Origin of the sequence: Pseudomonas oligotrophica (assembly GCF_021726475.1) — a bacterium.
Taxonomy (GTDB): Bacteria; Pseudomonadota; Gammaproteobacteria; order Pseudomonadales; family Pseudomonadaceae; genus Stutzerimonas; species Stutzerimonas oligotrophica.
The window spans coordinates 756,847-769,505 of sequence record NZ_JAKJRU010000001.1 but is presented as its reverse complement, the minus strand read 5'-3'; the positions used below and the strand labels follow the sequence as shown (position 1 = coordinate 769,505).

9 protein-coding genes are annotated in these 12,659 nt (G+C 69.9%); 7 read left to right on the top strand and 2 right to left on the bottom strand.

Annotated elements, in window-relative coordinates:
• Positions 1–92: 92 nt before the first annotated feature.
• The 6 genes from L3N39_RS03460 to L3N39_RS03435 all read left to right on the top strand — a co-directional run bounded on the left by L3N39_RS03460 (position 93) and on the right by L3N39_RS03435 (position 8,613).
• A complete protein-coding gene (locus tag L3N39_RS03460) occupies positions 93–1,607 on the top strand; it encodes an HDOD domain-containing protein (protein ID WP_237255797.1) in 1,515 nt (504 codons plus the stop codon).
• A gap of 46 nt (positions 1,608–1,653) precedes the next feature.
• Positions 1,654–2,469, top strand: a complete 816-nt coding sequence (locus tag L3N39_RS03455) for a rhodanese-like domain-containing protein (protein ID WP_237255796.1) — start codon at positions 1,654–1,656, stop codon at positions 2,467–2,469.
• Positions 2,470–2,480: 11 nt separating this feature from the next.
• Positions 2,481–3,347, top strand: a complete 867-nt coding sequence (gene asd, locus L3N39_RS03450) for an archaetidylserine decarboxylase (RefSeq protein WP_237255795.1) — start codon at positions 2,481–2,483, stop codon at positions 3,345–3,347.
• Between the two features lie 151 nt (positions 3,348–3,498).
• Positions 3,499–5,313, top strand: coding sequence for a molecular chaperone (locus tag L3N39_RS03445; protein ID WP_237255794.1), 1,815 nt, complete (start codon positions 3,499–3,501; stop codon positions 5,311–5,313).
• A gap of 63 nt (positions 5,314–5,376) precedes the next feature.
• Positions 5,377–7,440 (top strand): GGDEF/EAL domain-containing response regulator, encoded by a 2,064-nt coding sequence (locus tag L3N39_RS03440; RefSeq protein WP_237255793.1) that lies wholly within the window; start codon positions 5,377–5,379, stop codon positions 7,438–7,440.
• A 99-nt stretch (positions 7,441–7,539) separates the two neighbouring features.
• On the top strand, positions 7,540–8,613 hold the full coding sequence (locus tag L3N39_RS03435; protein ID WP_237255792.1) for an NAD(P)-dependent alcohol dehydrogenase: 1,074 nt from the start codon (positions 7,540–7,542) through the stop codon (positions 8,611–8,613).
• Positions 8,614–8,692: 79 nt separating this feature from the next.
• On the opposite strand, the gene serB is transcribed toward L3N39_RS03435, so the two are convergent.
• On the bottom strand, positions 8,693–9,907 hold the full coding sequence (gene serB, locus L3N39_RS03430; RefSeq protein ID WP_237255791.1) for a phosphoserine phosphatase SerB: 1,215 nt from the start codon (positions 9,905–9,907) through the stop codon (positions 8,693–8,695).
• Positions 9,908–10,213: 306 nt separating this feature from the next.
• On the opposite strand from serB, the gene L3N39_RS03425 reads away from it, so the two are divergent.
• On the top strand, positions 10,214–11,752 hold the full coding sequence (locus L3N39_RS03425) for an AhpA/YtjB family protein (protein WP_237255790.1): 1,539 nt from the start codon (positions 10,214–10,216) through the stop codon (positions 11,750–11,752).
• A 79-nt stretch (positions 11,753–11,831) separates the two neighbouring features.
• On the opposite strand, the gene L3N39_RS03420 is transcribed toward L3N39_RS03425, so the two are convergent.
• Positions 11,832–12,533 carry a PqiC family protein gene (locus L3N39_RS03420; RefSeq protein ID WP_237255956.1) on the bottom strand — a complete coding sequence of 234 codons (702 nt, stop codon included), beginning with the start codon at positions 12,531–12,533 and terminating at the stop codon, positions 11,832–11,834.
• Positions 12,534–12,659 lie beyond the last annotated feature (126 nt).

Genomic DNA, 12,659 nt, shown 5'->3' with positions numbered 1-12,659 from the left:
CCGACGCCGCGGGGTTGCCAAAGAATTGTTCGGGTTATCGGAAATTTTGCGCGAGACTAAAGACCACCCCGACAAAAAGCCAGCCTGGCACCATGACCACAGCTCCTTCGCTTCCGCGCAGCATCCCCGCCTGGATCCGGGCGCTCGACGACGTCCAGCTGCCGGCCTTCGCCGGCCCCCACGCGCGGGTTGGCGCGGCGCTGCGCGACAGCAGCCTGTCGATGCGCCAGATCGCCGACGAGATCCACGCCAGCCCGGTGCTGGCGCTGACCTTCATCCGCGAGGCCAACCGCAGCAGCGCCGGTGTCAATCCGGTGGACAGCCTGGAAAGCGCGCTGAGCCGTATCGGCCTGCGCCGTGCCGAGGAACTGCTCGCACGCATCCCGGCCCGGGAACCACAGGAGATGCCGCGCGCGCTGCGCCAGATGGTGCTCATCAGCCGGCATGCCAGCCAGCAGGCCAACGGCCTGTTCGCCGGCCGCCTGGCGCGCCTGTGGCAGGAGATTCACTGGGGCAGCCTGCTGTTCCTGGCCCCGGTGTGGGTCCTGCTCACCGCCTACCCGCAGCTGCTCGAGGCCTGGGAGCAACGCCTGCTGGTGCGCCGCGAACCGGCCCGCCGGCTGGAGCAGGAGCTGCTTGGCGTGCCGCTGCAGGAGCTCTGCCTGGCGCTGGCGCGGCACTGGCACCTGCCCGAATGGATCGTCCAGGGCTACCGGCTGCTGGGCGGCAACCGCCGGCTGCTGATCAAGGCGCTGCGCATCGCCCGCGACAACGAGCATCCGCTGCACCAGCAGCAGCTGCTCGATGCCGATCCGGACCTGCGCCGCTGGCTGACGCTGCCGTCGAATACCATCGTTCTGGCCAACGGCCTGGCGCTGGCGGCCCATCACAGCTGGGGCGACGTGCACAGCCTGCGCTGGCAGCGCCTGGCCGGGCTCTACCTGCAGCTGCCGCTCGGCGAGGTGCAGCAACTGGTGCACCAGCACGCCGTGGAAAGCGCGCGGGCATTCGGCCCGACCGAGCTCTGGCACCCGGCCCAGGGCCTGCTGTGGCCCTGGCAGAGCCGTTTCCAGCAGCGCCAGAGCCGTGCCGCGCCGCCCGACGCCCAGGCCCTGGCGGTCTGGCGCGAGCAGTGCCGCCTGCTGCTGGCCGAGCCGAGTCCCTTCGCCAACGTGCTGCAGCTGACCCAGGCCGCCTGCCTGGCCACCCACAGCCTGGGCCTGCAACGCGTGCTGCTGCTGCTCGTCGACCGCCGCCAGCAGCGCCTGGTGGCGCAGCAGAGCGCCGGCCTGCCGGATGCCGCGGCGCGGCTGGTGCTGGCCCCGGAACAGAGCCAGGTGCTGCGCCGGCTGCTGGAGAAACCCGCGCTGCTGCGCCTGCGGCCGGACAACCTGGCCAGCTACTCGGCGCTGCTGCCGGGCTCGCTGAAGTCGCTGTTCGCCAGCGAACACCTGCTGCTGCGCTCGCTCGGCGCCGGCCGCCCGGCGATGCTGCTGGTCGTCGACCAGGACGGCGCGCCCATCGCCGATGCGACCCTGCAGGCATTCGAGAAGACGGTGCAGTGCATCGAGCGCGCGATCGGCCATTTCGCCAAGCGCACTGGCTGAAGTTTTCGCTAGACTTCGCCTTTCGTCCGTTGCACCGAGGCCCATCGTGTCCGCCTTCTCCAACCTGCCGCTGGTGATCGAACCTGCCGACCTGGCCCAGCGCCTCAACGCGCCGGAGCTGATCCTCGTCGACCTGACCAGCGCGGCGCGCTACGCCGAGGGCCACCTGCCCGGCGCCCACTTCGTCGACCCGAAGCAGACCCAGCTGGCGCAGCCGCCAACCCCCGGCCTGCTGCCGCCCAAGGCGCAGCTCGAGGCATTGTTCGGCCGTCTCGGCCACCGCCGCGACGCGGTCTACGTGGTCTACGACGACGAGGGCGGCGGCTGGGCCGGGCGCTTCATCTGGCTGCTCGACGTCATCGGCCATCACCGCTACCACTACCTCGACGGCGGCCTGCACGCCTGGCTGGCGGCGCAGCTGCCGCTGTCGCGCGAGCCGATGCCGGCGGCCGGCGGCCCGGTGCCGCTGGAGCTCGACCCGGCGCCGACCGCCACCCGCGAATACCTCGAGAGCCGCCTCGGCGCCGATGACCTGGTCATCTGGGATGCCCGCTCGCCGGCCGAATACCGCGGCGAGAAGGTGCTCGCCGCCCGCGGCGGCCACATCCCCGGCGCCGTCAACTTCGAGTGGACCGCAGCCATGGACCCGGCCCGCGCGCTACGCATCCGCCAGGACATCGCCGAGCAACTGCAAGCGCTGGGCATCGTGCCGGAGAAGGAAATCATCACCCACTGCCAGACGCACCACCGCTCCGGCCTGACCTACCTCATCGCCAAGGCGCTGGGCTACCCGCGGGTCAAGGGCTATGCCGGCTCGTGGAGCGAATGGGGCAACCTGCCCGACACCCCGATCCAGTCATGAAAAGGTCCTCAATGAAAGATCGCCTGTTCGTCCTCAGCCAGTACGTGCTGCCGCACCACCTGATTTCGCGGCTGGCCGGCTGCCTCGCCGAATGCCGGCTGCCCTGGGTGAAGAACACCTTCATCAAGTGGTTCGTGCGCCACTTCCAGGTGCAGATGCACGAGGCGCAGGTCGAGGAGCCGACGGCGTACGAGCACTTCAACGCCTTCTTCACCCGCGCCCTGAAGGAGGGCGCCCGCCCGCTGGACCCGACCCCCGGCGCCATCCTCAACCCCTGCGACGGCGCCATCAGCCAGCTCGGCCGCATCGAACAGGGCCGCATCTTCCAGGCCAAGGGCCATAGCTACAGCGTGACCGAGCTGCTCGGCGGTGACCACGAGCGCGCCGCGCCCTTCATGGGCGGCGACTTCGCCACCGTCTACCTGTCGCCCAAGGACTACCACCGCGTGCACATGCCGCTGGCCGGCACCCTGCGCGAGATGGTCTACGTGCCCGGGCGCATCTTCTCGGTCAACACCGTTACCGCCCAGGGCGTGCCGGAGCTGTTCGCGCGCAACGAGCGGGTCGTCTGCATCTTCGATACCGAGCGCGGGCCGATGGCCATGGTGCTGGTCGGCGCGATGATCGTCGCCAGCATCGAGACGGTCTGGGCCGGGCTGGTCACGCCGCCCAAGCGCACCCTCAGGACCACCCGCTACGACGAGGCCGCGCGCACCCCGATCCAGCTGGACAAGGGCGCCGAGATGGGCCGCTTCAAGCTCGGCTCGACGGTGATCCTGCTGTTCGGCCCGGAGCAGGTCCGCTGGGCCGAACAGCTCGGCCCGCTCAGCCCCGTCTGCATGGGCGAGTCCCTCGGCCAGGCGCACGGCGCCGCCTGAAGCCCCACGGGGTCGGCGCCGGCCGGCCCCGCCTGCACGGCGAGCAACCGCCGGCCATCGGATAGCGGCGAAAAGCCATCATTTTGACCTGCCACTCCAGCGTCCAGCTGTTAGAGTGGGGCCGATGCACGGTCCTGCGCGGAGTTGCCGGTTGCAAACCACCAGTCCCCACCTCCAGTTACGTGTGCCGGCACCGGACCGGCAGGCGCTCTCGTTCTGCGAGGCCAGCCCGCCGGCGCTGCGCGACTGGCTGGCCGGCCTGCCCAAGGCCAATCTCGGCGAGAGCGCCCGCCAGCTGTACCAGGCACTGGTCGAGCTGAACCGGCTGCAGGCGTCGTCGGAGCAGCGCCTGCAACTGCTCGAGTTGCTGCGCCCGGAGGTGCACTTCGTCTGCCGTCACCTGGAGCGGCACTACCTCAACCAGCCGATCGTGCTCGGCGAACGGCCGCGCAAGGTCGCCGGCCTGTGCCAGGCCCTGCAGAACCACCTCGCCGCCGGCTACAAGCTGATCGTCAGCCGCGCCCTCTCGCGGCCGGCGCTCGATCACCCGCAACTGCTGACCGCCGCCCTGCAGCGCGCCACCCATTCGCTCGCCGCCCTGCTGCTGCGCTCGACCCAGCTCTACAGCCCGGCCAGCGAAGGGCTCTGGCGCGAGCTGCACCTGCTCTACCAGCTGGCCGGCGAGCACGCCTTGCAGAGCATGCCGGTGCGCGACCCGCTGGCCCGCCATGGCGATGCGCTGACGGTCGAGCAGTGCTACCTGGCCGCCCTGCTGTTCGGCAGCGCGCGCTGCAACCAGGTGCGTCAGCAGCACATCGCGCCCCTGGCCGCGGCGCTGGAGAGCTGGAGCCCGCTGGTGCTGCTGCGCCCGGCCACGCATCCGGCCAGCCTGTTCGTGTTCTCGCCGCAGACCGACGCCGCGCCGCGCTACCGCTCGCTGTTCGCCGCCGGGGCGTTGCCGAACCTGCTCGGCATCGATCCCGGTGCGCTGGTCAAGGCCATCGAGGAACACCTGCAACTGCCCGCCGAGCTGCGCGACCGCTCGCCGTTGCCCGGACGGGTCGAGCTGAGCGACGACCTGCTGCGCCATCTGGCCGGCGCCTGGGGCGCAGTGTCCGACCGCAGCTTCCAGCGCCGACTGGCCAGCGGGCAGCTCGAGGTGTGCCTGGGCATGACGGCACTGCACTACCACCTCGCCGGCCAGCGCCCGTTCAACCAGGTGCTGGAGCACCACGAGCGCACCAGCCGGGCGGTGTTCGCGCTGGACAACAGCGCGGCCGATGTCTGGGCCAAGGCCTTCGACGCCCGCAGCAGCAGTGCCGCGATGCCGCTGCCGCACGAGCGCATCGAGTTCGTCCGTCCCGCGCAGCCGGGCGAGGCGATGGCGCAGCCCACCGAGCCGAACGCCGGCGCCGACTTCCCCTGCTTCGCCGTGCAGCTGGTCAACCAGAGCCCGGGCGGCTACTGCCTGGCCTGGCCGGCCGAGGTGCCGGCGCAACTGCAGGCCGGCGAACTGCTCGGCCTGCGCGAGGGCCAGAGGCAGCCCTGGCGCGTCGCCACGGTGCGCTGGATCCGCCAGGTGCGCGGCGGCGGTACGCAGATGGGCATCGAGCTGATCGCCCCGAATGCCCAGCCCTGCGGCGTGCGCCTGCTGCGCAAGGCCGACCAGGGCAGCGAGTACCTGCGTGCGCTGCTGGTGCCGGAGATCGGCGCGATCTCCCAGGCGAGCAGCCTGATCGTCCCGCTGCTGCCGTTCCGGCAGGGGCACAAGGTGATGCTCAACCAGGAAGGCGAGGAGTGCCGCGCGATTCTCGCCAGGCGCCAGGCACACACCGGCAACTACAACCAGTTCGAATACCACCCGATCGGCGAGGTGGCGCGCGCCGCAGAGACTTCGGTCACACCCTGGGGCACTGCCGCGGCCAGCGCCGAGGTGGATTTTGACTCACTCTGGAAGTCGCTGTAGATTGCCGGTTCGCGTTGTTTCCGCCCTTCCCGCACCGCTCCGGTGTGCTTTCAAGCTGTCGCCATGGCCCTGCAGAAGAAAACCGTCCGCCTGCTGATTCTCGAAGACTCGCAGAACGAGGCCGAGCGCCTGGTCAGCCTGTTCCGCAATGCCGGCCAGGCCACCCGGGTGCACCGCCTGACCTCCAGCGACGACCTGGCGCAAGCGCTGCAACAGACCTGGGACCTGCTGATCTGCGCCCCGCAGAGCGTGAATCTCGACCCCGGCGAGGCAATCGCCGCGGTGCGTCGCCAGGCGCGGGACATCCCGATCATCCAGCTGACCGAAGGCAACGACGCCGAGGCCATCACCGAGGCGCTGCTGATCGGCGCCCAGGACGCCCTGCCCCGCGGCGAGGACGAATGGCTGCTGCTGGCGGCCAACCGCGAGCTGGCCAACCTCGACGAGCGCCGCGCCCGACGCACCGCCGAGCTGGCGCTGCGCGAAGCCGAGAAGCGCTGCCAGCTGCTGCTCGACAGCTCGGTGGACGCCATCGCCTATGTCCACGACGGCATGCACATCTATGCCAACCGCGCCTACCTCGAACTGTTCGGCTATGCCGACAGCGAGGAGCTCGAAGGCATGCCGATGATCGACCTGATCAGCGCCTGCGACCAGGTGCAGTTCCGCACGTTCCTGAAGAACTACCAGAGCCTGGAGGGCAGCGCCGAGCTGACCTGCAGCGGCAACAAGCTCAGCGGCGAGAGCTTCAAGGCACGCATGCACTTCTCGCCGGCCAGCTACGACGGCGAGCCATGCATCCAGGTGGTGATTCGCGCCGAGCAGGACAGCGCCGAGCTGCAGAAGCTGCGCGAGATCAGCAACCAGGACCCGGTCACCGGCCTGCACAACCGCAACCGTTTCGTCGAACTGCTCGACGCTGCCGTGGAGCGCGCGGTCAAGGCCGGCCAGCAGGCCAGCCTGGCCTACATCCGCATCGATCGCTTCGCCGCCCTGCAGGCCGAGATCGGCCTGGGCGACGTGGACCTGCTGCTGCGCGAGCTGGCCGACCTGCTGCGCGCGCATTTCGGCGCCGACGTGCAGTTGGGCCGCTTCGCCGACGACGTCTTCACCGCGCTGCACGAGGGCCAGCTGCCGCAGCAGATCGAGCCGCTGCTGCGCGCCCTGCTCGCCCGTGTCGACGCCCAGCTGTTCGAGGTGTCCGGGCGCACCGTGCAGACCTCGCTGAGCATTGGCGTCGCCGCACTCGACGAGAAGACCGCGCGTACCCAGCAGGCCATCGAGCGCGCCCACCGCTGCGCCGACGAGCTGGACGGCAATGCGCTGAAGATCTTCGATCCCGCCGACGAGCTGGCCGCCCAGGCCAGCCGTGGCAACCTCCTGGCCATGGTTCGCCATGCCCTGGACACCAACAGCTTCCGCCTGCTGTTCCAGCCGATCATCAGCCTGCGCGGCGACAGCCACGAGCATTACGAGGTGCTGCTGCGCCTGCTCGACGCGCAGCAGCAGGAAGTCCCGGCCGCGGAGTTCATCCAGGCGGCCAACCAGGCCGGCCTGGCGGCGAAGATCGATCGCTGGGTGATCCTCAACTCCATCAAGCTGCTGGCCGAACACCGCGCCAAGGGCCATCGCACCCGCCTGTTCCTGCACCTCTCCAGTGCCAGCCTGCAGGACCCGGGCCTGCTGGCCTGGCTCGGCGTGGTCCTCAAGGCCGCGCGCCTGCCGGCCGATGCGCTGGTCTTCGAGCTGTCCGAGCCGGACGCCATCGCCTACCTCGCCGCTGCCAAGACACTCAACCAGGGGCTGGGCGAGCTCGGCTGCCGCATGGCCATCGGCAACTTCGGCTGCGCGCTCAACCCGTTCAACACGCTGCGCCATCTGGACGCGCCGTTCATCAAGGTCGACGGCTCCTACACCCAGGACCTCAGCGAGCAGGAGAACCAGGATGCGCTCAAGGCGCTCCTGGCCGAGCTGCATGAGCAGAAGCGCCAGACCATCGTGCCGTTCGTCGAGAGCGCCACCGTGCTGGCGACCCTCTGGCAGGCCGGCGTCAGCTACATCCAGGGCCACTACCTGCAGGGCCCCAGCCAGTCGATGAACTACGACTTCTCCTCCGACGAAACCTGACCGGCGGGCGATGCTCGCCAGCCTTGACCAGGGTCAGCCAGGCGTCATCCGGCTCGACTAGAGTGTGCTGATCTTTCGCCACGCAGAAGGAGCAGCACCATGGCCATGATGAAAGCCGCCGTGTTCGTCGAACCGGGTCGCATCGAACTGCAGGACAAGCCGATCCCGGAGGTCGGCCCGAACGATGCGCTGCTGCGCATCACCACCACCACCATCTGCGGCACCGACGTGCACATCCTCAAGGGCGAGTACCCGGTCGCCGCGGGGCTGACCATCGGCCACGAGCCGGTCGGCATCATCGAGAAGCTCGGCAGCAACGTGAAAGGCTACCGCGAAGGCCAGCGCGCCATCGCCGGCGCCATCTGCCCGAGCTTCACTTCCTACGCCTGCCAGGACGGCTTCCCGTCCCAGGATGGCGGCTGCAGCTGCCACGGCTACAAGCCCATGGGCGGCTGGCGCTTCGGCAACAGCATCGACGGCACCCAGGCCGAATACGTGCTGGTGCCCGACGCCCAGGCCAACCTGGCGCCGGTGCCGGACGGCCTGAGCGACGAGCAGGTGCTGATGTGCCCGGACATCATGTCCACCGGCTTCGCCGGCGCCGAGGCGGCGAGCATCAAGATCGGCGACATCGTCGCGGTCTTCGCCCAGGGCCCGATCGGCCTGTGCGCCACCGCCGGCGCCCGGCTGCGCGGCGCCGGCACCATCATCGCGGTGGACGGCGTCGATGCGCGGCTGGAGATCGCCCGCAAGATGGGCGCCGACGTCACGCTGAACTTCCGCAACGTCGACGTGGTGGACGAGATCCTCAAGCTCACCGGCGGCCGCGGTGTGGACGCCTCGATCGAGGCCCTCGGCCTGCAGAGCACCTTCGAAAGCGCGCTTCGGGTACTCAAGCCCGGCGGCACCCTGTCCAGCCTGGGCGTCTATTCCAGCGACCTGAGCATCCCGCTGGGCGCTTTCCACGCGGGCCTGGGCGACAACAAGATCGTCACCTCGCTGTGCCCGGGCGGCAAGGAACGCATGCGCCGGCTGATCAAGGTGGTCGAATCGGGGCGGGTCGACCTCGGCCCGCTGGTGACCCACCGCTTCGCCCTGGACGACATCGAGGCCGCCTACGACCTCTTCGCCCACCAGCGCGACGGCGTGCTCAAGGTCGCGATCAAGCCCTGAACGCAGAGCGGCAAGCACAAGCCCCGGGGCGGCAGGGCCGGCCCGGGGCTTCGTTGTTCCGCCAATAGGTGCGTGGCCGCTATTCGGCGCCGTCGCGCTCGCGGAAGCCGAGCAGGTAGAGGATGCCGTCCAGGCCCAGGGTGGAGATCGCCTGCTTGGCCGACTGCTTGACCAGCGGCTTGGCGCGGAAGGCCACGCCCAGCCCGGCCAGGCCGAGCATCGGCAGGTCGTTGGCACCGTCGCCCACGGCGATGGTCTGCTCCAGGCACAGCCCTTCGCGCTCGGCCAGCTCGCGCAGCAGGTCGGCCTTGCGCTGGGCGTCGACGATCGGCTCGATGGCGACCCCGGTGAGCTTGCCGTTCTCGATCTGCAGCTCGTTGGCGTAGACATAATCGATGCCCAGCCTCGCCTGCAGTTGCCTGGCGAAATAGCTGAAGCCGCCGGAGAGGATCGCGGTCTTGTAGCCCAGGCGCTTGAGCTCGGCGAACAGCACCTCGGCACCCTCGGTCAGGCGCAGGCTCGCGCCGATCTCGGCCAGCACCGTCTCCGGCAGGCCCTCGAGCAGCGCCAGGCGCTCCTTGAAGCTGGCGCGGAAATCCAGTTCGCCGCGCATCGCCCGCTCGGTGATCGCGGAAACCTTCTCGCCGACCCCGGCGGCCTTGGCCAGCTCGTCGATGACTTCCGCCTCGATCAGCGTCGAGTCCATGTCGAACACCGCCAGGCGGCGGTTGCGTCGGTATACCGAGTCGCGCTGGAAGGCGATGTCGACGTTCAGCTCCTGCGCCACGCTGAGGAACTCGGCGCGCAGCGCCGCGGTGTCGGCCGGCTCGCCGCGCACGGAAAACTCGATGCAGCCCTTGCCGCTCTCCTCGGGCACATCCAGCGGCCGGCGCCCCGACAGGCGATCGATGTGGTCGATGTTCAGGCCGTACTTGGCGGTGATGGAGCTGACCCGGTGCAGCTGCTCGGCGGTGACCTTGCGCGTCAACAGGGTGACGATGTGCCGCGCCTTGCCCTGGCCGGCGACCCACTGGCCGTAGTCGTCTTCGGAGACAGGGGTGAAGCGCACCTGCTGGTCGTGCTTGTAGGCGGTGAACAGCACGTCCTTGAGCACGGCCGAGGCGGCCTCGGTGGCCGGGATGTCGACCAGGATGCCGAACGACAGGGTGTCATGGATGACCGCCTGGCCGATGTCGAGGATGGTCACGCCACCCTGGGCGAGCACGCCGGTGATGGCGGCGGTCAGGCCGGGACGGTCTTCGCCGGTGATGTTGATCAGGACGATATCGCGCAAGGCGCAGCTCCCCTCGGGTCGGTTGGAGGTTCTCGTGCGTCGCGCGCAACCAGGCGGGCGCGCGGCGCGGATGGTGGTGCCCGGCCGGGCGCGAGCGGCGCTTGCGATGACGCGCGGCCGGCCCCGGCAGGCAGGCCGGCATTCTACATCAAGCCCCGCCGGCGCGCCCCGGCCGCCGGCAGTGCAGCGCCCCGCGCCACATCAGCCGAAATGACTTTTCGTCAGCGGCCGGCCGCAGACCTTCAACGCCCAGCGGCCTTTCCCTATACTGCGCGGCAATTCCCCTTCGAGAAGAGCCGCGCTCCAGTGAACCGGCCCGCATCCGTCAAGCCCGACAATTTCTTCCTGCTCATCTACCGCGCCATCCGCCAGCACCGGGTGCCGCTGGTGCTGCGCATCGCCAGCCATACGCTGCTGCTGGTCGCCCTGGCGCTGGTGATCTACTCCTGGGTCATCGGCATGCAGTTCAAGCACGCCATGGAACAGCAGGCCGACGCCCTCGGCCAGAGCCTGGTGACGCAGACCGCCGCCTCGGCCACCGACCTGCTGGTGGCCAACGACATCCTCAGCCTCAACGTACTGCTCAGCAATCTGGTGAAGAATCCGCTGGTGGCCCATGCGGCGATCTACAGCGTCGACAACCGGGTCCTCGCCGAGTCGGGTTCGCGCCCGCAGCACGGCCTGCTGGGCGACGACCGCGGGCTCTATTCGACGCCGATCAGCTTCCAGGAAGTGATCGCCGGGCACCTGCGCATCAGCCTGGACATGCAGCAGTTCCAGCAGCCGATGACCATCAGCCTGCAGAGCATGGGCCTGCTCAGCCTGATCCTGCTGGCCCTGGCGCTGACCCTGAGCATGCGCCTGGGGCGCCAGCTGTCGCTGCCGCTGATGCAGCTGCGCCTGTGGCTGCGCGACCCGGACGACCCCGCGCCGGGCGCCGGCCGCCAGGACGAGATCGGCGACCTGGCGCGCCAGCTGCAGGCGCGCCTGGTCCCGGAGAAACCCGAGCCGGAACCGGAAATCGACCTCGGCGACCTGCTCGACGACTACCCCGAGGCCGTAGAAGCCGAACCGCGGCCAGCGCCGCCACGAAGCACACCGGCACCACGCTCGGCGCTGCCGTACGCACCCGAGGAAGACGACGACGAGCCGCCGCTGGACGCCCGTGGCCGGCTCTGCGCGGACGACGACTTCGACCCCTTCGCCGAGGAGCCCGAGGCCTTCGCCGAACCGCTGCCCACGCCGCCCACGCCTGCGGCCGCGCCCTCGCGCAGCGCGGTGCTGGCCATCCAGCTCGGCGCCCAGGAGCAGCTCCGGCGCCTGCCCCGCGAGCGGCTGACCGACCTGCTGCAACGCTACCGTGACTGCCTGCAGCAGGCCGCCACGCTGTACCAGGCCGAGCTGCACACGCTCAACGACGGCAGCAGCCTGATGCTGTTCCACAGCCAGGACGACGAGCAGAACTACCTGACCCACGCGGTGTGCTGCGGCGAGCTGATGCGCGCCCTCGGCCACGCGCTGCAGATCGAGGTGGCCGACAGCGGCATGACCCTGCAGCTGCAGCTGGGCCTGACCCTCGGCGACGACCTGGTCGAGCTCAGCCAGGGCGAGCTGCTGCTCAGCGACGCGGCCCAGGCCGCGCTGGAGATGGCGCAGTACAGCCGCAACCTGGTCCTGCTGGAGCGCGAGATCGGCGACGACCCGCTGATCCGCCAGCGCGCCCGCATCCGTCCGATCGCCAGCCCCGAAGGCGCCTGCTGCGTCGAGCGGCTGCTCGACCCTTACCCTTCGCTGATCGAGCGCCAGCTGGCGCGCATGCACGAGCTGCGCAGCCGCACCGCCTGACGGATACAAGCAGTCCTCAGCGAAAACGAAAAGGCCCGACCGGGTTCGCCGGTCGGGCCTTTTCAGTCGCGTCGCGGAATTAGAAGCGGAACACTTCCAGATCGGTACGCAGCGGCTCGATCGCCTTCAGCCGCGGCCCATCGGACTCGTTGCGCCGGGCCGGCGCCTTGGCCTGGGGCTTGGGTGCCTTGCGCGCCAGCAGCACCGGCTCCACGGCCTGCGCCAGCAGGGTGCTCAGGCGCTGCAACAGCCGGCTCTGCGCCTGGACCTGGTCGCTGACACTGCCCTGGTGCTCTTCCTGCAGGCGCACCAGGCGGCTGCCCTGGCGCTTGCCCTGGGCGTCGATCAGGCGCCACTGCGCCTCCAGCACCGCCGGATGCTGCGGGCCGGAATCCAGCCGGGTGATGGCCAGCTCGATCTGTACATCCGGCGCGAAGCCTTCGCCGGCCGGCGCGGCTTCAACCTTCTGCGTCTTGAGCTGGGTGGCCAGCTGGCGCAACAGCAACTGGTCGACATCCTCCTTGAGGCTGCCGGCCCAGCGTGCCTGCTGCGGATCGGCGGCGATGCTGCCGTCGGGCAGGCGCTGCAGCAGCGCATCGCGCTGCAGGTAGTCGGCCAGGCTCACCGGGCCCAGCAGCACGGCGGCCTCGCCTTGCTGCTCGGGAATTTCGACGACGCCGTTATCGAGCCGATACAACGGCAGGGGCTGCTGGGCGACACAACCCACCAGGCCGGTACAGGCCAGCAGCAGAACGAGGGGAAAACGCAGCACGTTGTTCATTACCTTCATGACGATCAGGGCCACGCTCGCCGGACAGAGAACCGGCCAGGATTCCCATCCGGCCGCCCGCGGCCGGGTCGGTGCTCGGAAGGCGGCTATCTTCCGTTAATCGCGGCCCGGGTTCCA

Coding starts and splice junctions, on each gene's coding strand:
- L3N39_RS03460 (WP_237255797.1), top strand. CDS start 93: ATGACCACAGCTCCTTCGCTTCCGCGCAGCATCCCCGCCTGGATCCGG.
- asd (WP_237255795.1), top strand. CDS start 2,481: ATGAAAGATCGCCTGTTCGTCCTCAGCCAGTACGTGCTGCCGCACCAC.
- L3N39_RS03440 (WP_237255793.1), top strand. CDS start 5,377: ATGGCCCTGCAGAAGAAAACCGTCCGCCTGCTGATTCTCGAAGACTCG.
- L3N39_RS03435 (WP_237255792.1), top strand. CDS start 7,540: ATGGCCATGATGAAAGCCGCCGTGTTCGTCGAACCGGGTCGCATCGAA.
- L3N39_RS03420 (WP_237255956.1), bottom strand. CDS start 12,533: ATGAACAACGTGCTGCGTTTTCCCCTCGTTCTGCTGCTGGCCTGTACC.